20 protein-coding genes are annotated in these 21,872 nt (G+C 45.5%); 7 read left to right on the top strand and 13 right to left on the bottom strand.

The annotated features are described in order from the left end of the window. Positions 1-57 precede the first annotated feature (57 nt). Positions 58-507, bottom strand: a complete 450-nt coding sequence (gene phnO, locus M2387_RS22010; protein WP_259052676.1) for an aminoalkylphosphonate N-acetyltransferase — start codon at positions 505-507, stop codon at positions 58-60. Between the two features lie 184 nt (positions 508-691). On the opposite strand from phnO, the gene glsA reads away from it, so the two are divergent. After that, a complete protein-coding gene (gene glsA / locus M2387_RS22005) occupies positions 692-1,630 on the top strand; it encodes a glutaminase A (protein WP_259052674.1) in 939 nt (312 codons plus the stop codon). Positions 1,631-1,842: 212 nt separating this feature from the next. On the opposite strand, the gene M2387_RS22000 is transcribed toward glsA, so the two are convergent. Further along, positions 1,843-2,178 carry a zinc ribbon domain-containing protein YjdM gene (locus tag M2387_RS22000; protein ID WP_259052671.1) on the bottom strand — a complete coding sequence of 112 codons (336 nt, stop codon included), beginning with the start codon at positions 2,176-2,178 and terminating at the stop codon, positions 1,843-1,845. 656 nt (positions 2,179-2,834) lie between these two features. Here M2387_RS22000 and M2387_RS21995 point away from each other — a divergent pair. Both M2387_RS21995 and M2387_RS21990 read left to right on the top strand, forming a co-directional pair. Continuing rightward, the gene (locus M2387_RS21995; protein ID WP_259052670.1) at positions 2,835-5,177 is read left to right on the top strand and encodes a dynamin family protein; all 2,343 of its coding nucleotides are present in this window, start codon (positions 2,835-2,837) and stop codon (positions 5,175-5,177) included. Then, positions 5,174-6,061: a YjcZ-like family protein gene (locus M2387_RS21990; protein ID WP_259052669.1), complete on the top strand. Its 888-nt coding sequence runs from the start codon at positions 5,174-5,176 to the stop codon at positions 6,059-6,061. Before M2387_RS21995 ends, M2387_RS21990 begins: the two co-directional genes overlap by 4 nt. Here M2387_RS21990 and M2387_RS21985 read toward each other — a convergent pair. Continuing rightward, the gene (locus tag M2387_RS21985) at positions 6,041-6,373 is read right to left on the bottom strand and encodes a winged helix-turn-helix transcriptional regulator (protein WP_259052759.1); all 333 of its coding nucleotides are present in this window, start codon (positions 6,371-6,373) and stop codon (positions 6,041-6,043) included. The genes M2387_RS21990 and M2387_RS21985 overlap by 21 nt on opposite strands. 170 nt (positions 6,374-6,543) lie before the next feature. On the opposite strand from M2387_RS21985, the gene M2387_RS21980 reads away from it, so the two are divergent. After that, positions 6,544-7,287, top strand: a complete 744-nt coding sequence (locus M2387_RS21980) for an SDR family oxidoreductase (protein ID WP_259052668.1) — start codon at positions 6,544-6,546, stop codon at positions 7,285-7,287. A 53-nt stretch (positions 7,288-7,340) separates the two neighbouring features. Here M2387_RS21980 and M2387_RS21975 read toward each other — a convergent pair whose 3' ends face one another. The 6 genes from M2387_RS21975 to M2387_RS21950 all read right to left on the bottom strand — a co-directional run bounded on the left by M2387_RS21975 (position 7,341) and on the right by M2387_RS21950 (position 12,525). Next, positions 7,341-8,189, bottom strand: a complete 849-nt coding sequence (locus M2387_RS21975; RefSeq protein WP_259052667.1) for a metal ABC transporter permease — start codon at positions 8,187-8,189, stop codon at positions 7,341-7,343. After that, positions 8,186-9,043: a metal ABC transporter permease gene (locus M2387_RS21970; RefSeq protein WP_259052758.1), complete on the bottom strand. Its 858-nt coding sequence runs from the start codon at positions 9,041-9,043 to the stop codon at positions 8,186-8,188. The genes M2387_RS21975 and M2387_RS21970 overlap by 4 nt, the downstream gene beginning before the upstream one ends. 4 nt (positions 9,044-9,047) lie before the next feature. After that, complete coding sequence (locus M2387_RS21965) at positions 9,048-9,860, bottom strand: manganese/iron ABC transporter ATP-binding protein (protein WP_259052666.1); 813 nt, start codon at positions 9,858-9,860, stop codon at positions 9,048-9,050. Beyond that, positions 9,857-10,771, bottom strand: a complete 915-nt coding sequence (locus M2387_RS21960) for a metal ABC transporter substrate-binding protein (protein ID WP_259052665.1) — start codon at positions 10,769-10,771, stop codon at positions 9,857-9,859. The genes M2387_RS21965 and M2387_RS21960 overlap by 4 nt, the downstream gene beginning before the upstream one ends. Before the next feature lie 173 nt (positions 10,772-10,944). Further along, the gene (gene yghU, locus M2387_RS21955) at positions 10,945-11,790 is read right to left on the bottom strand and encodes a glutathione-dependent disulfide-bond oxidoreductase (RefSeq protein WP_259052664.1); all 846 of its coding nucleotides are present in this window, start codon (positions 11,788-11,790) and stop codon (positions 10,945-10,947) included. Between the two features lie 111 nt (positions 11,791-11,901). Beyond that, complete coding sequence (locus M2387_RS21950; RefSeq protein ID WP_259052663.1) at positions 11,902-12,525, bottom strand: SDR family oxidoreductase; 624 nt, start codon at positions 12,523-12,525, stop codon at positions 11,902-11,904. Between the two features lie 346 nt (positions 12,526-12,871). Between M2387_RS21950 and manD the strand changes: the two genes are divergently transcribed. From manD to M2387_RS21935, 3 genes are all read left to right on the top strand, one after another. After that, a complete protein-coding gene (manD, locus tag M2387_RS21945) occupies positions 12,872-14,086 on the top strand; it encodes a D-mannonate dehydratase ManD (protein WP_259052661.1) in 1,215 nt (404 codons plus the stop codon). 54 nt (positions 14,087-14,140) lie between these two features. Next, a complete protein-coding gene (locus M2387_RS21940; protein ID WP_259052658.1) occupies positions 14,141-15,481 on the top strand; it encodes an MFS transporter in 1,341 nt (446 codons plus the stop codon). A gap of 79 nt (positions 15,482-15,560) precedes the next feature. Continuing rightward, complete coding sequence (locus M2387_RS21935) at positions 15,561-16,997, top strand: mannitol dehydrogenase family protein (protein ID WP_259052656.1); 1,437 nt, start codon at positions 15,561-15,563, stop codon at positions 16,995-16,997. A 120-nt stretch (positions 16,998-17,117) separates the two neighbouring features. Here the strand turns inward: M2387_RS21935 and M2387_RS21930 are convergent, their stop codons facing one another. From M2387_RS21930 to M2387_RS21915, 4 genes are all read right to left on the bottom strand, one after another. Beyond that, positions 17,118-17,804, bottom strand: coding sequence for a GntR family transcriptional regulator (locus tag M2387_RS21930; RefSeq protein WP_259052757.1), 687 nt, complete (start codon positions 17,802-17,804; stop codon positions 17,118-17,120). 200 nt (positions 17,805-18,004) lie between these two features. Further along, on the bottom strand, positions 18,005-19,471 hold the full coding sequence (locus tag M2387_RS21925) for an alpha/beta hydrolase (protein ID WP_259052654.1): 1,467 nt from the start codon (positions 19,469-19,471) through the stop codon (positions 18,005-18,007). 245 nt (positions 19,472-19,716) lie between these two features. Next, entirely contained in the window at positions 19,717-20,292 is a 576-nt protein-coding gene (locus M2387_RS21920; protein ID WP_259052652.1) for a beta/alpha barrel domain-containing protein, read from the bottom strand. Then, positions 20,289-21,797 (bottom strand): sugar ABC transporter ATP-binding protein, encoded by a 1,509-nt coding sequence (locus M2387_RS21915; RefSeq protein ID WP_259052650.1) that lies wholly within the window; start codon positions 21,795-21,797, stop codon positions 20,289-20,291. Before M2387_RS21915 ends, M2387_RS21920 begins: the two co-directional genes overlap by 4 nt. Positions 21,798-21,872: the final 75 nt, after the last annotated feature.

Below are 21,872 nucleotides of genomic sequence, written 5' to 3'. Positions count from 1 at the left end.
AAACTCAAGCGCATATTGTAGCCTGGCAATCTGGTCTTCACATCATCACTGGCGGCATTATTCGTAGGTAAGAGGTTTAGTAAAGCGCAGATGTGTTGCCTGATAACCTTCCCGGATATAAAAGCGGTGAGCATCAACTCTTTTAGTACTGGTTGAGAGCTCCAGTAGCTCTGCATGGTGATGACGGGCTTGCTGTTCAGCCCAGGCGAGTAGCGCTTTACCGACACCAAGACTACGTGCCTGTGGCATTACAACCAGCTCCTGAATTTCAGCTATCCAGCGTGCATGATGCAGATGAAACTGCAGTTGCAGACTAATAAAACCTACCACTTCAGTACCCAGCCATGCGAGCTGATACTTAATATGCGGATTATTAAGATTGGCTATCAGGCCCTCCTTGATAAGCGAGCTATCAAGTATCTGATCCTGGCGTAATTCACAAATCAGGGCATAGACAATGTCGCTCTGTTCATGGGTGATACCAGTGAAAGTTATAGAGTCAGACATGGTGGGTTCCTGTAATAAAAATGTATTATTGAGGTGGCTACGGATACCACCGATATAGCTCTGATTTATATTTAAGAATAACTCAGGACTTGGGTTGCACCGATATCAGCGCCAGTATAGTGCCGGATTATTAATAGCGTCTATCCTTATCAGAGATACTATTTACTCTCAACAGGAGTCCCTAATGATAGACATTGACCCGCAACGTATTCAGCAAGCTGTGGATTCAGCCTTTAGTGCATATTCAGCATTACCGGGTGGTAAAAATGCAGACTATATTCCCTATCTGGCCCGGGTTCCATCAGAGCTGGCGGCAGTTGTTGTAGTTACCCATGACGGAAAGATTTACCATGCCGGAGATAGCCAGTATCGCTTTGCCCTCGAGTCTATCTCTAAAGTAAGTACCCTGGCATTGGCTCTTGAGGATGTGGGGCCTGATGCAGTACAGGCCAAGATTGGTGCCAGCCCGACAGGTTTACCTTTTAACTCTGTTATGGCTTTGGAACTGCATAATGATAAACCATTTTCCCCCTTGGTGAATGCTGGAGCGATGTCTGCTGCGAGCCTGATAACAGCGACAGACAGAGAGCAGCGCTGGCAACGTATACTGAATATGCAACAGCAACTAGCGGGCGCTGCCGTGGCTTTGTCAGATGAGGTTAATCATTCAGAGCAAACGACTAACTTCCATAATAGGGCGATTGCATGGTTATTATATTCAGCAGGCACATTATATTGCGATGCTATGGAGGCTTGTGATGTTTATACTCGTCAGTGTTCGGTCCTATTTAATACCGTTGAACTGGCAACATTAGGTGCGACACTGGCTGCCGGAGGTATTAACCCGGTCACTCAGCAGCAGGTGCTTAATAGCAGTAATGTGCGTTATATTCTAGCCGAAATGATGATGGAAGGAATGTACGGTGCCTCTGGTGACTGGGCCTATCGCGTTGGCTTACCCGCTAAAAGTGGGGTCGGCGGTGGAGTAGTTACTGTCGTACCTGGTGTTATGGGAATTGCTGCTTTTTCCCCACCATTGGATGAAGAAGGTAATAGCGTTCGCGGGCAAAAAATGGTGGCAGAGATAGCCACACAGCTTGGATATAACCTTTTTGTTGCTTAACCTCTGGTTATCTATCGGCAGCATATTATTACTGTCGATAGTAAAGTGATGGCTTCAGTAATACTTTATTTATTCTATAAATCAGAGCGTAATCTGATATTGCGAACAATTATAGAACTGTGATTTTATAATTATAATGGATATATAATCAGGGGTGAGTTGTATATCATGATTGTACGGTGAAATTATACTTCCACCGTACAAACAATGGATTAGTTCTTTTTCACAAATTCAGATTTTAGCTTCATCGGGCCAAAGCCATCAATCTTACAGTCAATGTTGTGATCGCCTTCTACCAGACGAATACCCTTAACTTTTGTACCTATTTTGAGCATAGAAGAACTGCCCTTAACTTTAAGGTCTTTAATAACGGTGATGTTATCGCCGTCAGCCAGCAGGTTACCATTGGCATCCTTGACGATTAGCTGGTCATCAGACTCGCCGCTTGCAGCATCATTCCATTCGAAAGCACACTCAGGGCAAATGTAGACACCGTTATCTTCATAGGTGTACTCAGAATTGCATTTTGGGCAATGAGGTAATGGCATTATCAGGTCCTCAATGTAGGATAATGATATGAAAAGAGCAGCCAGTGACTGCAAAAATAATGCGGCATTATACACTAAAACACTACATTTATAGTGGTTATGGCACAGAACATGCGTTATCAGATATAAATTGAAAGATTCTGTCGGAAAGATTGGTTAAAATCTCAGTTTAACTTAAGGTATAGTGACTCTTCCTGCTACTCATCGCAGGTATGCTCAGGTTTATAGATATTGATGCCAAGGTAGAGCCTTGCTACCCGAATCGCTTACCTGCGTAAGCTCATCGGGGTTCTTTCACTTGCCGCATTATGATACTCACCAATGGGTCTTGTCCTGACGGGACAACGTTTTGTCTTACAGCTTGAATTATTTTGGGTATATCAACGGATAATTAAAGAATTTGATAATGCTGATTTGCGATTAAGCAGTTATATTGATTTTTCTGAACCGTTTTTCCTGAACGTGCAGTATTGGATCTCTATCTTACCTTTATATCGCCATTAATTTGGCAGAGTAACTTAAAAGAAAGGATCGCTGCCCGGCGTAACATTAACTAAACATTTAACAAGTTATTTAATCACAGCAAACGATTTTTAATTATAAAAATAAAACCCCGCATTAAAAAACTCGATTAATTTGAGTTAAGGGAAGATTTTATGCACACGCAAACAATTTTCGAATTAAGTCAAGAAGTAGAGCGGTTATTACAACTCTCGTTGCAGAACCTGAATACGCTAAAAATAGCACCACTGGTATTGCAGAATGATAAGAATATCTCGCAAACATCTGATAACCCTTCAGCTCTGCCATTGAAGTTTAGCTCTGCTGGCATAGATATGCAGGTAGATATACTTAAAAATGAACTGCGTAAAGTTACTCATCATGAAATGGTGCTGGCAATCGTCGGGACGATGAAAGCGGGTAAATCAACGACGATTAATGCAATTATTGGTACTGAAGTACTGCCTAACCGTAATCGTCCGATGACTGCGCTACCCACGCTGATTCGCCATACTCCCGGGCAACATGAGCCGATCCTCCATTTTCCCCATGTATTGCCAATTAAAGCTCTGATGGGTGAGCTACAGAAGAAACTCTCAGAGACAGAGAGACAAAGCCTGGGGCAAAAGTTGGAAGTTGATCGGGATATGGACGCATTACTCGATAGAATTATTGAGGGTACGCGTTTTGAGAGCCAGTATCTCGGGGCTAAGCCTATCTTTCATTGCCTGAAAAGTTTGAATGATTTAGTCCGGCTGGCGGCTGCTCTGGATGTGCCATTCCCTTTCAGGTCTTATGCCGTGATAGAACATATTCCCTTTATCGAAGTGGAATTTGTGCATCTTGCCGGACTGAATAACGGTCAGGGGCAGTTAACATTACTTGATACCCCGGGACCCAATGAAGCAGGGCAACCACATTTACAAGAAATGCTGAATGAGCAACTTGCTCAGGCTTCGGCAATTCTGGCGATTATGGATTATACCCAGTTAAAGTCAGTATCTGATGAAGAGGTCAGGCTGGCTATTCAGAGTGTTTCAAAGTCGATCCCACTTTATATTTTAGTGAATAAATTCGATCAAAAAGATCGTAATAGTGACGATGAGTCCCAGGTTAAAGCGATGGTAGCCGGAACACTGATGAAAGGCATGATTAGTGGCGACAGGATATTTCCTGTATCCAGTATGTGGGGATATCTTGCTAATCGTGCTCGCTACGAGCTGGATAAACGGGGACATCTACCGCCAGCGGACACGCACAGTTGGGTACAAGATTTTGCCGAAGAGGCGCTGGGAAGACGCTGGCGTAATGAGGATTTGGCTGACGCGGAGATTATTCGCCATGCTGCCAGTCTGTTGTGGGAAGACTCTATGCTTGGGCCACCTATTGAAAAAATATTACATGCTGCCCATGCCAATGCTGCGCAATATGCTCTACTTTCTGCCTGCAATAAATTGATTGATTATGCCCGGGATGCAGAGCGGTATTTACAGTTTCGTTCTCAGGGTTTGCAGGTCACTAACGATGGCCTGCAACAGAAAATTACTTGCCTGGAACAAGATATTCTGTTGCTTCAAAATATGCGTCAGGAACTGGATTTAACTATCCAGCAAAAAACCACTGCGACATTAGCGGTGATTAATAACAGTATTAATCATATTGAATCTCAGCTTCATGATGCGATGAATGATTATTTTCGCGAAGGGTTGATAGTGGGTGAGAAGCAAGATATTTCCTCAGCTCAACAAAGAGATTTTGCACCCGGAAGTGAAAAAATCACCGTTGAAAGTGAAGCACTGGCGCGTACTTTACTGCTTAAGATTCGTGCATCCGGAGAGATGTTACTGTTCACGGCGCTGGAAACCATCACAGCAGATCTGAATGCTTCATTGAGCTCCCTGGAAGTCACGCTGACAGACAGCTTGCATAAGATATTAAAACCGATTGAAACACGTGTCAGTGATGAACTGGCAGAAGTCGGGCTCCACGCCCAGGTCAAGCTGCCCGCTCTTCAGACCAATCAGCTGCACTCCAATACACACCATATTTTTACCAATGTTATTGAATACCAGCAAGTCCTACCTCCTCAGGGGGGGATACGTGATATGTTGGCTCGCTGGTTAAGCAACAGTGAATGGTATACTGGAAGCGAAGAGCCCACGAATACTATTTATAGTATTGATTTAATATTACTTAATCAGAAGTTACATCAGCATATTACTGATTATCTTAGCCATATTCGTCATATTATTAGCTCGCAACTGAATAGGTCAGTGGCCGAGAGTATGTCACTATTTATTACTGATTTTTCCCACTCTCTGGATGCTATTCGTAGCAATCTGGCACAAAGTCTGGTTATCCGGCAACAAAATGAGACCGTACAGTTATCATTAAAAAATCAGCTTAAACAGTTCATCAGAACAGTACATTATATTCATGAAGATACCCGCTTACTGCGCAAGGATCTGCGGATGTTTTCTTCAGCGGAGAAACCATGAAGCATTTTGTATCTACCGGTTCCGACCTAACGCTAACCTGTATTAACGAAAAGTTTATTGTTGATTTTGCTCTGGGTATTGGTGCGGTGCGTCAGCCACGACATACACAGCAAAGTAAGTCGTTTTATGAAAACTTGCGCAGTCAGCTGGTTACGCAATATCAGGATGCTCAGCGTGGTCTGGAAAGCGTGTTTACTCCTCATTCCACGACAGCAATATCCTGGCTGACCGAGTTTACTAGCAGCCTGCAGCCAGGTTATCTGGCAACCCGACTGGTCAGAGAAAAACTACTCCAGCTGGAACAAACGGCGATATTTACCAGCTCCGGAGATTTCGGCGAATACTCACTGCCAGACAAGCTACGCACACAGCTGACTTTTAAACTAAAGCAGATTGAAAATCAGTTACAAAACATCAATTTGATGGATCGGGGACGCAAGCATTATGAACAGGTCCTGACTCGCTGGGATCATGGAAGCTATTTTCCATTCTCCCCTGCCGGACGCTGTTATGTTGCGTTGCAGGAGCTTTACTGGGGAGCCTTTGGAGAAGCCGTTCTGCTGGTCGATGATGTACAGAGAAATCATCTGATTGAAGAGGTCAGAGAACGCGTAATTGATAAGCTAGCCAGCGAGGCCTGCGCTTCATCTCATACGCGTCATTATTACCATGAATGGCTGACAACACCGAGCTCTGCCGGGGTACTGGAATACAAAGAAGCCCTGGCATGGCTGGGAGATAGCTGTCATATCGAGCAGCAACCGGTAAGCTACTCAATAACCCAGACTTGGCGCAGTATATCTCTGGGTATGCCGCGTATTTGTTCTGCGATGCGTCTGGGCGGTGCTCTGGTGGATGAACTGCTAGTTCAACGGTTTGACTGACGAGGATGCTTGCGAGGATATTTCATGGATATGCGCATTCATCCAGCCAGCCAGGGAGTCCAGAGTCGGCCGTAGTGATTTGCCGAGTTCGGTTATCTGGTATTCCACTTTAGGCGGAACCTCGGCAAATACCTGTCTGGTCACCAAGCCCCGCATTTCAAACTGACGTAACTGGCGAGTCAGCTCTTTCTGGGTGATGGGGTGCACTGCTCGCTGTAATACGCTAAAACGCACCGGCTCATCTATCACTATCAGGCGATAAATAATTGGAATTGCCCATTTTCCGGCAACTAAATTGACAAAATTCACCATCGGACAGGATTCTACCGCCTCAGGAAGGTCTGAAAATTTTTTTACCACGTTAACTCCCGTAAAACCTTAAAGCAGACTTTTATGTGCTTTAGTATCCAATTGGTGCCTACTATCCAAAGGATATCATAACAGAAATAATACCCCTCAACAGTTAACGAGAGGGGGAATTTATGGGCAGATTAGCAGGCAAGTATGCATTAATTACCGGAGCAACCAGCGGTATTGGATTGGAAACGGCACGGCAATTTATTGCTGAAGGCGCAACGGTTGCTATTACCGGTCGTAGTGAGCAGGGGCTAATTGAGGCAAAAAAAAGCCTTGGAGAGGTGCATATAATCCGAAGTGATGCGGGCGATATTGCCAGCCAGCGCCTTGTCGGCGAAGAGCTCGCAGCCCTGTGGCCCCGACTGGATGTGGTCTATATCAACGCCGGAGATGTCACCCATCATTCGCTGGAAGAGTGGGATGAAGACGCCTATGACAGGTTAATGAATACCAATCTTAAAGGCCCTTTTTTTCTGATTCAGGCACTGCTACCACAGTTAGCTAACCCCTCATCAGTGATTGTTTGTGGTTCAGTGAGCGCACGTATTGGCCTGCCACTAAGTAGTGCCTATGCTGCCAGTAAAGCCGGGATTCTGTCACTGGCGCGAACTCTTTCCGGGGAACTGCATCCTCGCGGGATCCGGGTTAATGGGCTTAGCCCGGGGCCCACGGAAACACCCGCTCTGGGTAAATTAGGCAGCGGTCCGGCTGACGATGCATTACGTGAGAGTATTCGTGAACTGGTACCGGTTGGTCGTCTCGGTACGGCGCTGGAACTGGCAAAAGCAGCGGTATTTCTTGCTTCCGATGAGTCTGCTTTTATTGTCGGCACAGACTTACTTGTCGATGGTGGTGTCGGCAATTTATAGCGGGTAGTGGGGTATTCTTACCGGCAAGAGAAGAGCTCCCTTGCCGGTGTCTATCAGGATGGACGAGCGCTATTTTCCAGCCGACGCTGTTGGACTGAAGACCAGATAAAGGCAAAAATAAAGACTACAGACAGACATACCACGATGGTTGGTGCAGGCGCACTGTCGATAAAAAAGGATAAGTAAACGCCGATAAACGAAAACGAAATAGCGATTAACAGTGCCACTACCATCATTGAGAAAAAGGTTCGTGTTAATAATGACGCTATTGCTCCAGGAGCAATCAGGAGGGAAATAGAAAGAATAATCCCGACGGCTTTTAAGGCAGCGACGATGGTCAGCGAGACCAGGCACAGTAAACCATAATTAAGGAGTTTTACGTTTAAACCTGAAACTTGGGCCTGAATAGGATCAAAAGCATGCAGTAACAAATCACGCCATTTCACCAGTACAATCACTGCGGTAATCACAACGATAGCGGCAGTTTGCCAGATATCGCTCCAGCTAACGCCAAGCATATCACCGAACAGAATATGATCGAGATGAACCTCTGGTTTGAGATAAACGTACAATACCAGCCCTGCTCCAAACATCCCTGAAAATACAATTCCCATCACGGTATCGCGCTTAATTCGGCTATTTTCTTGTAAATAACCGGTGGCCAGAGCACAAAAGAGCCCGGCAACAAAGGCACCGACGCCAAGCGGCAAACCGACCATCCAGGCCAGAACAATTCCCGGGAATACCGCATGACTCATGGCATCACCCATCAGCGCCCAGCCTTTTAGTACCAGGAAACAAGATAGCAGAGCGCAAGGAATAGCCACCAGAGTGGTCATCACCAGGGCGTTAATCATAAAATCAAACTGGAAGGGGGAGAGCAATGTCTCTACTAAGTTCATCGAGCAGACTCCATATTCAGACGTGCCCGACGACGACTAGCTATCAAGCCATGTTTGGGTGCAAATAAGAAGGCGATAAGAAATATCAGCGTCTGCAGAATGACAATAATGCCCCCGGTAGCCCCATCAAGAAAATAGCTAATCCAGGTACCCACTGCGCTGGTAAGCGTTCCGAGAGTGACGGATATTATCAGCAGTTTTGGGAATCTGTCAGTGAGCAAGTAAGCCGTTGCTCCCGGGGTCACAACCATACAAATCACCAGAAACGCCCCCACGGTTTGCAAGGCAGCAACGGTGGTGACAGAGAGCAGGGTAAAAAAGAGTCCCTTCAACCAGACCGGATTCAGTCCGATAGAACGGGCATGGTTTTCATCAAAAAAGGTGACCATCAGGTCTTTCCACTTCAGCAGCAAAATAGCCAGTGAAACGAAACCAATAATCGCGAGCTGGATAATATCTGAATGGTCTATCGCCAGAATATTACCTAGTACAATCGTTTGAATATTCACCGAGGTTGGATTGAGCGAGACCATAAATAGCCCAAGTCCAAAGAAGGATGAAAAGATCAGGCCAATTATCGTATCTTCCCGCAGCTTAGTGCGCTGATTTAAGAACAGCATGGTCGCGGCAGCCAGCCCGCCAGAAAAAAATGCGCCAATAGAAAAAGGTAGCCCTAGCATATAAGCGCCAGCGACACCTGGCACGATAGAGTGGGAGAGGGCATCACCGATCAGTGACCAGCCTTTTAGCATTAAGTAACAGGAGAGAAACGCACAGACTCCACCCACCAGGGCAGAAACCCAGATGGCATTGAACATGTAATTGTAGCTAAAAGGTTCAAGCAGCAAGGATATCAACTTACTCCTCCTTCGACGGAACGCGGATAAACGGACGCTCATCATCGGTGAGTACGCTGGTTTCCGAACCGGTTAATTTGACGTGGCGAAGTACACCACTAAATGCTTTTTCAAGATTTTCCTGGGTAAAGGTTTCCTGGGTCGGGCCGTAGGCCAGGATGGTGCCTTTCACCAGCACGGTGTAATCGCAGTAGTCGGTAACGGCACCCAGATTATGGGTGGAAACCAGCATAGTACGGCCTTCATTGCGCAGCTCACGCAGCAGCTGAATGATTTGCTCTTCGGTTTTGACATCAACTCCGGTAAACGGCTCATCCAGTAAAATAACCTGTCCATCCTGAGCGATAGAGCGGGCAAGAAAGACGCGTTTTTTTTGCCCGCCGGAGAGTTCACCAATTTGTCGGTGACGATACTCAATCATGCCAACACGTTCCAGGGCGTAATCCACTGCCTGTTTGTCCGCTTTACTGGCAATACGTAGCATGCCCATATGCCCGAAACGGCCCATCATGACTACATCTTCAACCAGCACAGGGAAGGTCCAGTCGACATCTTCAGACTGAGGAACATAAGAAACCTGATTACGGCGCAGAGCCTGGCGGGTTGGCTGGCCGAGGATAGAAATACTCCCCTGGGCGAGACGAACAAAACCCATAATTGCTTTAAACAGGGTCGATTTACCGGAGCCATTCACGCCAACCAGTGCGGCAATGGTGCCCGTAGGGATCTCAAAACTCGCATCCCTCAGCGCGGTATGGCCGTTACGATAAGTGACACTTGCGTTCTTCACCACAATGCCTGGCGTGCGACTCATTTTTTCATCCCTTTATTAATCCCGTTGGTGATAGTGCTGGTAGTGACATGCAACAGATCAAGATAGGTCGGTACCGGACCATCAGCAGCGCTTAAGGAATCAACATACAGTACGCCGCCATAATGCGCACCTGACTCACGGGCTGCCTGACGAGCAGGTTTATCCGAAATCGTACTTTCACTAAATATAGTCGGGATATTGTGCTGACGAACAGTATCAATCACTTTACGAACCTGCTGCGGCGTGCCCTGCTGGTCAGCATTAATCGGCCACAGATACAGCTCTTTCATATCAAGGTCACGCGCCAGATAGGAAAAGGCACCTTCACTACTCACTAACCAGCGTTTATCCGCAGGAATTTTTGCCAGTTCAGCGCGTAGGGGCTCGATAGTCTGGCTAATCTTCTGCTTATAGGCTTCAGCATTTTTCTTGTAGGTTTCTGCATTGTCGGGATCATATTTCACGAATGCGTCACGAATATTATCCACATAAATCAGCGCATTTTTAGGTGACATCCAGGCGTGGGGATTCGGCTTACCGTTATAAGGCCCTTCGGTTATTCCCGTTGGCTCAATACCGGTGGTGACGATAACTTCCGGTACGCCATTAAGGTGCTGATAAAATTTCTCAAACCAGATCTCAAGGTTCATACCGTTGGCGAGGATCAGATTGGCACCCTGTGCCCGGCGGATATCGCCTGGTGTCGGCTGATACTCATGAATTTCTGCCCCTGGTTTGGTTATCGACTCAACGTCCGCCGCGTCCCCTGCCACGTTTTTAGCCATATCAGCGATAATGGTAAAAGTAGTGACTGCTTTGAATTTTTCTTGTGCATGAGCTGGGAATTGCAACAGAGCCAGAACGAGACCGGCGAGAGTGATTATCTGTCTTATCCTGTTTTTTCTGGGCATCGTATTCTCTCTGAGGGGTGATTTATTCATCATTTATAGCATCTGCTATAAAACATAGCTTGTGCTATTTTTAAATGCAAATAATTATCACTTGGAAGTAAATAAGATGAGAGGTAGTGCGCAGAAATTCTGTGTGGCAGATAACAGAACACGGCTATCTGCCAGGGAGATGTTTACAGCCCGAGCTCGTCAAAATCAGAGGCAGAGTGGCGTTCAGCTAACTGCACGTCTCCCCATGATCGGTTAACTATACGGCCTCGTTTTACCGCCGGGCGACCGGCAATTTCCTCTGCCCAGCGCTGAACATGACTATAAGAAGCAATATCAAGGAAGTTAGCCGCTTCATAGAGTTCACCGCGAACCAGGTTACCGTACCATGGCCAGATTGCGATATCGGCAATGGTATACTCCTCACCCGCAATGAAACGGTTTTTGGCTAACTGTTTATCCAGGACATCCAGCTGACGCTTGGCTTCCATGGTGAAGCGGTTGATGGCGTACTCAATTTTTTCCGGTGCATAGTGATAAAAATGCCCAAAACCGCCGCCCAGATAAGGGGCTGAGCCTTGCAGCCAGAATAACCAGTTCAGTGTTTCTGTGCGGGCATGAATATCTTTTGGCAGGAAGTGACCGTATTTTTCTGCCAGATAGAGCAGAATAGCGCCGGACTCAAAGACGCGAATCGGTGGATTAGCGGAATTATCCAGCAATGCCGGTATTTTTGAATTAGGGTTCACGCCGACAAAACCACTGGAGAACTGATCGCCTGCACCAATGCTGATTAACCAGGCATCGTATTCGGCAGAGCTAACGCCCGCAGCCAGGAGTTCTTCGAGCAGAATCGTTACCTTCTGTCCGTTAGGCGTTCCCATCGAATAGAGCTGCAACGGGTGCTGACCAACAGGTAAGGTTTTTTCATGTGTCGGGCCAGAAATCGGACGATTAATATTAGAAAACTTTCCTGCTTCGGTGGTATTCCAGACCCAGGTTTTCGGAGGATGGTAGTGATGTTCAGACATAAGATGATTCGCCTTCTTCGCTAAGGGGGACTATTAATCATTACCCTGATATTGGCTATCAGGGAAGTAAATACCGACCATATCGCCAGAAATGCTAAATTTTATCGTTGCTTATGCGGGTTTCAGGTTTGGCTCCACAATACTGTAGATTTGCCCATTCAGCGCCGGGCTACTGGCCAGTTTAACCACTTCAGCAGCTACATCGGCACGCATCACCAGACCATGTACATCATCTGCCTGGGAGCGTTGTGCCTTACCTGTAGGCTCGCCATGCAACAGACCGCCGGGACGGAGAATAGCAAAATCCAGAGTACTGGTTTGCAGCCAGCTTTCAGCAAGCGATTTTTCCCGTACAGCCTGACCAAATCCTGCTTTATAGCGAGGGGAAAGATAAGCCCAGCTATCGCCGCAGCCCAGAGAGGTGACCAGCACCATACGTGAAATCCCGGCTTGTTCAGCCGCGTTGATAACGGTGCGGTGCGCCAGATAGTCTTGCGCTCCACCCATTGTTGAGATAACCGTTGCTCCGGCTCCTGCCTGCTGACATACCTCGGCAACCAGATTCTCATCACAGGCGTCACCCACCAGAACCGTTGCGCCTTGCTCACGCAGGTATTGGGCTGCCTCTTCTTTTCTGACGACCGCGATAACCGGTTGCGATGCTTTAAGTGCCTGTAAAGCGGTTAGCAGGCCTACACCCTTACCACCGGCACCAAAAATTAACCAAGGCGTCATGCACTTTTCCTCTGAATTACGTATTCGTTATTACTGCTCTTAGTAACAGCATCGCGTAACTGAAGAAGTGGTGCAATATATAATATTTTCTCTGGTCCGGGAGCTTATAACGCCTGGAACAAGAGCCGGATCAATGGATACTTGTACTCAATCGCCCTCTATTTCTGCTACGCGCTTCAGCCTTCGTACTTTTGTCTCCTGAAAATAAAAGCCGTTTTGATGCTGCCTTGAATGATTGTTAGTGATTCACTTCACATTTTTATTAATGCAATACTTGTATGGTAGTATCTCTGTTGCGTAAATTAGCAACAATGAGTTGATGCCACTTATGTTGTAGGAAGAAAAAATGAAAATTGTCAGTGCTGAAGTCTTTGTGACATGCCCTGGTCGTAATTTTGTCACGCTGAAAATTACTACCGATTGCGGATTAACCGGGTTAGGCGATGCGACTCTGAATGGACGTGAATTGTCTGTTGCATCATATTTAAAAGATCATTTATGTCCGCAGTTGGTTGGGCGTGATGCCAGGCGTATTGAAGATATCTGGCAGTTTTTTTATAAAGGAGCCTACTGGCGTCGTGGTCCGGTGACGATGTCAGCGATTTCAGCGATTGACGTTGCGCTATGGGATATCAAGGCCAAAGCTGCAAATATGCCGTTATATCAACTTTTGGGTGGTGCATCCCGAGAAGGCGTCATGGTCTATTGCCACACCACCGGACACAGTATTGATGAAGTACTGGATGACTATGCGCGCCATAAAGAAGAAGGTTTTAAGGCGATTCGTGTTCAGTGCGGTATACCGGGCATGAAAACAACATACGGTATGTCAAAAGGCAAAGGCCTGGCCTATGAACCGGCAACAAAAGGTGAGTGGCCTGATGAACAGCTATGGTCAACAGAGAAGTACCTCGATTTTACGCCAAAATTATTTGAGGCCGTTCGTGATCGATTCGGTTTTGACGAACACCTTTTGCATGACATGCACCATCGCCTCACGCCTATTGAAGCTGCTCGATTTGGTAAAAGCGTGGAAGATTATCGTCTGTTTTGGATGGAAGACCCGACCCCGGCCGAAAACCAAGCCTGCTTCCGCCTTATTCGCCAGCATACCGTCACGCCTGTTGCCGTAGGTGAGGTCTTTAATAGTATCTGGGATTGCAAGCAACTCATTGAAGAGCAGCTGATTGACTATATTCGTACCACGATAACGCATGCTGGTGGAATAACAGGTATGCGTCGTATTGCTGATTTTGCTTCTCTCTATCAAGTTCGTACTGGCTCACATGGACCCTCTGATTTATCGCCAGTATGTATGGCCGCAGCCTTGCACTTTGATCTCTGGGTTCCAAACTTTGGTGTTCAGGAATATATGGGCTATTCCGAGCAGATGCTGGATGTTTTTCCGCATAGCTGGACGTTTGATAAGGGTTATATGCATCCCGGAGACAAACCTGGTCTGGGAATCGATTTTGACGAAAAACTGGCAGCAAAATATCCCTACGAACCCGCATATTTGCCTGTCGCCCGTCTTGAAGACGGTACCTTATGGAACTGGTAAAAAAAATATAACAGGAAAGTTTATTATCCTACATCTTACCTTAGGAATATTATTATGGTTAGCTCAGTTGATATCAATAATAAGGCTGATAATACTCAAGAGATTAAACGTGTTGCGACCGCCTCTGCAATAGGGACGGCAGCTGAATACTATGATTTCTTTGCCTATGGAACTGCGGCAGTTTTATTTTTTGGACATTTATTTTTCCCTAGCGATGACCCATTAGTGAGTACTCTTGCTGCATTTGCAACCTATGCTGTTGGCTTTTTAGCGCGACCATTAGGGGGTATTGTCTTTGGCCATATGGGCGACAAAATAGGCAGGAAGAAAGCATTAGTTGTCACTATATTGATAGTCGGTTTGGGTACTTTCTGTATTGGTTTATTACCGACTTACCAGGAAATTGGTATCTGGGCACCTATCGCATTAATCTTTATCCGTGTTCTGCAAGGTTTTGGTGTCGGCGGCGAGCAGGCGGGTGCTGTATTAATGACAGCGGAATATTCAACACCTGAGCGAAGAGGATTTTTTGCCAGTTGGGTACAGATTGGCGCGCCAGCAGGATTTTTATTACCAATGGCGCTGTTTGCCTTATTAAATAGCTTATTAACTCCTGAAGAGATGATGGATTACGGCTGGCGTATTCCATTCCTGCTAAGTTTGTTGTTAGTTCTTATCGGTTTGTTTATTCGTTTGCGAATTGATGAGTCACCGGTTTTCACCAAAATTCGTGAAACAAAAGCCGTAACATCACGTCCTGTTGTAGAGGTTGTACGTAAGTATCCAGGCATTGTTGTAAAAGGCGTCTGTGCTAAATTGATTGAAGCCTGTGCATTTGCGATGTTTACCGTCATCGTTCTGGCATATGCGAAAGCGAATAATCTCAATACCACGATATTAATGGATGCCATGATTGTCGCTGTCTTACTGGAAATCGTTGCGATACCCATGATGGGGGCATTATGTGACAAAATAGGCCGTAAACCTGTCTTTATTGCTGGTGCTGTTCTGCAAGTATTATTTATTATTCCGTTCTTCCTGATGATTAATCAGGATAGTTACTGGCTTACTCAAATTGCGATGATTTTAGCTCTGACATTTGGTCATAGTATGTGTTATGCCCCACAAGCATCCTTCTTCCCTGAACTCTTCCCTACTCGCATTCGCTGTAGTGGAATAGCATTAATCTGGCAAGTAGGATCGTTGATTGGTAGCGGTATTTTAGGGCTGGTAGCAATAAAAATCTTGCAAGTGACCGGCGGCCATTATTATGGGCTGGCAGGATATGTCATTGTTCTTGGCATTATATCCGTGATAGGTCTTGCACTGATGCCGGAAACAGCACCACTAAAACTTAAGCGTGAACTTCACGATTGGGGTACAGATAAAGAATAACCTGAACCAATCACCCGGTATTAAATATACCGGGTGATGATATTTGCCTTAATGTTTTAATACATGCCCCAGGAGTCATATGTTAACGCTACCCTATCAACGTAATCATCTTAAAACAAAAATTGTTCATATTGGATTTGGCGCTTTTTATCGTGCCCATCAAGGGGTTTATACCGATATTCTGGCTCATGGCTATCAAAGTGACTGGGGGTGCTGCGTTGTAAGTTTAAACAGTGGTATAAAAACTATCGCTGACCTTAATCATCAGAATAAATTATATACTGTGGCTGAAATGTCTCCTGCGGGCTGGGCAATACGTACTGTTGGGGTTGTTACCCAGGCATTACAAGCTCACACGGATGGCTTAGAGAGCATACTGGCAGTGCTTTCTTCACCTGATGTTGCCATTATATCGTTAACGATTACTGAGAAAGGATATTATTACTCCTCGACTACGGGTGAGTTAATCTTTGAACATCCTATTATCGCTGCGGATTTACTGAATCCTGAACATCCGGTCTCTGCAATAGGCGTTATCGTCGCTGGACTTGCCCGACGTAAAGCTCTTGGTCTGGCGGGGGTCAGCGTCATGTCATGCGATAATATGCCGTCAAATGGAGATATTACACGAAGGGTTGTACTGGCCTATGCTCATTCTATCGATATCACACTGGCTGGGTGGATTGAGAATAATGTCAGTTTCCCCTCAACAATGGTCGACAGAATTGTGCCAGCCATGAATCAACAAACGCTTGATAATGTCGCTAATTTAACGGGTTATTACGATCCGGTTGCTGTGGTTTGTGAGCCATTCAGGCAATGGGTGATCGAAGATAATTTTATTTCTGGCAGACCTGCATGGGAAAAAGCAGGGGCTGAATTAGTCGAAGATGTTATACCCTTTGAAGAAATGAAACTGCGAATGCTCAATGGCAGTCACTCTTTTCTTGCCTATCTGGGATATCTGGCTGGTTATTCTCAGATTAATCTTTGTATGGATGACGTTAATTTTCGTCAGGCAGCACGGCAATTTATGCTTAAAGAGCAATCCGTGACTTTAAAAGTTACTGGAGTTGATTTTAATTTATATGCAGAAAATTTACTTTCCCGATATGAAAACCCGGCACTGGCACACCGGACGCAGCAAATAGCAATGGACGGTAGCCAGAAACTACCCCAGCGTATGCTGGATTCTATTCGCTGGCATTTACAGCATAACTCGCCGTGGCCGCTTTTGGCGCTAGGTGTGGCAGGCTGGATGCGTTTTGTCGGTGGAGTTGATGAGTCCGGAAATTCAATCGAAGTAAGCGATCCTTTATACACTGAGATTGCGGAAAAGGTTAAAAAAAGTGAGCAAGGAAGTTCTCGTGTGCAGGCATTGCTCGAATTAACAGCTATTTTTGGTGAGGATTTACCGAAGAACCAAGAGTTTATTTCAAAAATAAATGATGCATATAGCATGCTGCTTGAAAAGGGATCCAAAAAGACAGTTCTATATTATATGACAGGATCCTGAAGATTCACTTGGTTTAAGTGAATTATAGCGGCTCATCTGAGATAACCGACAGGCGTAAATAGACAGACTCTATTGTTCGGTTATCTTTATAAAAAGACTAAATAACTTAAAAATTAATAACTACTTGTCACTAAACCAATCACTGTTTTCTTGTTGAATAAGCTGCACGGATTGACTTATTTCATCTAAATGACGGGTCATCGCTATTTCTACTTGGTCGGGGCTGCGCTTTTCTAATCCGGTAAAAATATCGGTATGCTGTTGCAGCAACATTTCTAACGGAGAAATATGATCGAGGCTTAAATAGCGTACACGATCGATAGTCGCTTTAATATTTTCAACGGTATCCCAGGCTAGCTGGCATTCGGCTATCTGCGCCAGTTGCTGATGAAAATCATCATCTAACAGAAAAAAATCATTAATCTTGTTGTGTTCAATCGCCGTATGTTGCTGCTTAAGATTATGTTCTAACTGATAGAGTTGCTCGGTTGTGACCCGGGTTGCTGCACGGCGAACAACAGCGCATTCAATAGCCTGACGTACAAAACATCCATTCAGAACGTGGGATAATGAAATTTTATTAACATAACTCCCCCGCTGAGGACGGATCTGAATCAAACCATTCTCGGCAAGCTTAATGAAAGCTTCCCTGACAGGCTGGCGTGAAACATTGAATCGAACGGAAACTTCCTTTTCTGATAAAGGTGTTCCAGGAGCAATCAGACAGTGCACAATATCTCTGCGTAAAATACGATAGATTTGCTGATTAACAGCCTGGGTCGGATTAAGGAGTGTTTCTTCAGCCATCAGCGTTTGCTTCATTTGCGATTAATTTTCTAAATCTACCATGATTCTTGCATACAGCCCATATTATCGGCCTGCATCTTTCAGACTTCAAGTTGCCTGACGCGAACTCAGTTCTACCAACCGAACCACATGTCCCATCTATGCTTATCGTGCACTTCACTCAGTATCAGCAGGCAACTTGAATTATTTTGGGTGCAGACTTACCGGTTATCTGAACTTTCTATTTTGTCATCAATACGTTGCAGCATATAGCTATAAAATGGATTCGATGAAATACGCATCAAAGAGTCCATGCCCACGCTTAAGACCGACCGTTCACCGCGGGCGGTAATGGTCCCCAGGCTGGCACCGTATTGATCCGGGTTTTCAGGATAACGGCCATAGAGTGAATCACTCATTGGGAAAGGTAACGCCACATGAGATAACGAGAAAATATCGGGTGGATAGGCTAACCCGGTCGGCGCAACGGTTTCGTTGACCTGACCCGCCAGGGTCGTTAACGCCATAGTTTCATCACTTTTTGGCGAAACGTTGGTGATAATCGTTACGCTGTAATTCCGCGGTGGTGGCGGTAATAAACGAGTTAACGCGGTATAAGAAGAGGTTCTCAGTAAAAGGCCGATATTTGCTGCATGATTTAAATCGAATAATACAACTTCACTGCCATTCTTGGGTAAGTGGTTATATAAAGCGGTTACCACTGCTCGAGTACTGACGGTTGAGTCCATTAATGACTGGAAGGTTAAAATAGGGGGAAGCTGATCGAGTCGGTTATTTCTCGCATCGCGTGCAATTTGTTGCTGTAAGGCAGTGGTCAGTAAATAGGACTGCCGCCCGCCATTAACCGGGAATGAATTATATTTAAAGGGGTTAAACTCTGGCACGATCCCGAGCCAGGCGGATTTGGCGAAAGCGGGAAAGATAGCGGGCCAGCCAGCGACGCCCGCAAAACGGGCAAAGCTGGTAACGCCTATCATCGGAGATATCAGAATCACCCGATCGGGTTTTGCCAGTCTCGGGTTCTCCAGCGAGTCCAGCGTATATTTCATCGCCAGTGCACCGCCATTTGAGAAACCCACGATATGCAGGGGTACGCCCGGACCACTCAGAACCCTGGCTTTACGAACCGCAAGGCGTGTCGCGGCTAACCAATCCTGCCATTTCACATCCGTCAATGCGCCAGGGACTGTGCCATGCGCCGGTAGGCGGATACCAATCGCAACATAGCCATGCTGGCTATAGTTCTCAGCGATATGGCGCAAGCTATAAGGGGTGTCAGTTAGTCCATGCAGTAAGACAACCGCACCTTTTGGCGCGCCCTTGGGGTGAAGAATATAAGAACGATTCCAGTCGCTACTAAAATGAGGTGGATAAATGGTACTGCCAGAATGATAACGGTTTGAGGGTGTCCGGGCTTCGGGCTCTAACTTATCGGTGACATTGGTTTTCACTTCCTCAAAAAGCTGATTTTCAGCTTTCACATAATCACCCCAATCGGATTTATCAATTTCAGCTGCGTCCATCTCATCCGGAACAAAGGTATGCCAGAGCTCGAGTTTCGGTCCTCGTTGCGTATCGTAAATTCTTATTGACAGCAGAGTCAGTAAAATCACAATTACCAGCAATACAATCCGTATAGCCCAACGTCTGATCACACGATTAGACATATAATACCTCCATGTATATATGATTATATCTAGCGTACGTCAATTTCCTCAGGATGTTTTTCGAGGATGTTTTCTATAATAAAATAAAATCCTTTTACAACGGATAGTGATGAAAATCAGATTGCTATTAGTTTTACCATGAGGTGTATTACAAAAGTAAGTGGAAATATAAAAATAAATTATCAAGGGATTAAGTTATGTATCTTAATGGCTCTTATAATATCCTATTATCGCGCGTTATATTTTTAACAGGGCCACATGGCTGCTCCCATAATCGCTAAATCACCGCTATTTTTACGAAGGGCGGGCAGGCGGGCTGGCGTTATTTTTCCATCAAAAGCAATAGGTAAGTCGGCAGGGATCTGGGCTATTTTGTCCAGTACCGTGATATCAAATTCTCCGCCACCGGCAGGAGCACTTAAGATTAGCACCCCATCGATACTGTCAAATAAATGAATATAATCAGTTGGTTGGTTATTTATCCCAAAAGCCAGATAGGCTTTCGAACCACAGTTTTGTATCGTCTGAATCAGCGCTTCAGGATGAAGACAGGACTCAGGATGAAAGGCGACCCAGCGCGCCCCTAATGTAGCGAATTTTTCCGCCCAAATTTCAGGATTATTCACCATCAGATGGACATCAATAGGCTTGCTGGTAAATGTTTTTAAACGAGAAAACAATGAAATATTAAGCCCGTAGGCCTGAGTAAAGTGGCCATCCATAACATCAAAATGCAGCGATTCAATGGCTGAGATAACTGTTTGAATATCGCGTTCAATATTCAGAGGATCTGCAGCATAAACACTGGCTGAAATATTCATGCTGCCGTTTCCTCATTTTCCCAGGCCGCTTTACGTAAATCAGCCGGAGTAAGATCACGTGCAGCAATAATACTTCCATCGCATTCACCGTTGCGGAAGACAGTAATATTATCAGCGACATCTAATAATTCCTCTTCTTCGCTGGAAACCATCACCACGCAACAGCCACTTTCAGCCAGCTGATAAATAATTTTATAAATATCCGCTTTGGCGCCGATATCGACGCCTTTAGTCGGTTCATCGAGTAACACTAAAGTCGCATCCTGGGCAATAACTCTGGCCAGTAATACTTTTTGTTGATTACCTCCCGAAAGTGAGCGAATGGGGCCGTGTAAGTTTCCTAAAGTATTCATTTTTGCCAGCAAAGTCGAAGCAGACTTTTCGGCTGCATCATGATTCACCCATCCGAGGTGACGAAAACGCTTTAAAATAGGTAAGGTTGCATTGGCAAAACTGGACATTAACGGAATAAAACCGTCTTTTTTACGCTCTTCGGTCAGATAGGCGATACCTGACTGTATTGCTTTAGCGGGGGTACTGGGATGATAGTTCTTATGAGAAAGTTGAATACTGCCACTGACTACGGTTTCAAGACCAAACAGAGTACGGCATAAACGTGTTCTGCCTGCACCCGCTAACCCATAGACACCTAAAATTTCGCCACGAAATGCCTGTAAGTTAATATTTTTTAGCCTGTCTGTTTTGAGATTTTCAACAGAGAGCCAGGGACGAGTCTGCGCACCACGAATAATATCGCGCCGATTGGCTGATTGCTCATAAACAGCGGCGTTACCAACAATAGCTTCAACAATAGCCGCTTTACTGAGGCTCTGTTTATCGGCGCTATAAATGACTTTTCCGCCACACATGACGGTGGCTTTATCACAGACGCGTAATACTTCATCCAGTTTATGAGAGACTAAAACAATGCCAATATTTTTTGCTTTCGCAATGCGTTGAACGGCATTTAATAATTCTTCAGCCTGTGCGCCTTCCAGAGCGGTGGTGGGTTCATCTAAGAATAAAAATCGGGCATCACGGTCCAGGTTGGTCACCACTTCCAGCATTTGTTTCTCTGGATGTGAAAGCTCTTTCACCAATGCCGTTGGCTGGAAATCAAGCTGATATTCTGCCAGAACGGTTTCTGTATGCGCTATCATCCCTTTTTCATCTAAAAAGCCACCGGCTTTTCTTAGTTCCCGCCCAAGAAAGAGATTTTGCCAGACACTCATACCTGGAATAAGTCTGAGTTCTTGATAAACACAGGCAATACGCTGATTTAATGCATCTCTTGGAGAGGAAAGATGAACAGGGACATCACCAATTAAAAGCTCACCGCTATCGGGCGTGTTAACGCCAGCGAGAATTTTTAATAACGTCGATTTTCCCGCACCATTATGGCCAAACAAACCATGGATCGTGCCGGGTTCTACACAGAAATCAACGCCGTGTAATACCTGTACACCAGAAAATCCGATTTTTATTTGTTGAGCAATATAATTCATCTTTCAATCTTCTCTGGCGAATAGCTACGGATACCCCTGATAATTCGCGTAGCCTTGTCGCTACGCGAATTATTC

This window comes from Klebsiella sp. BIGb0407 (assembly GCF_024807845.1).
GTDB lineage: Bacteria > Pseudomonadota > Gammaproteobacteria > Enterobacterales > Enterobacteriaceae > JGM124.
The sequence above is the reverse complement of the archived record's forward strand: the minus strand, read 5'-3'. Positions and strand labels throughout refer to the sequence as shown.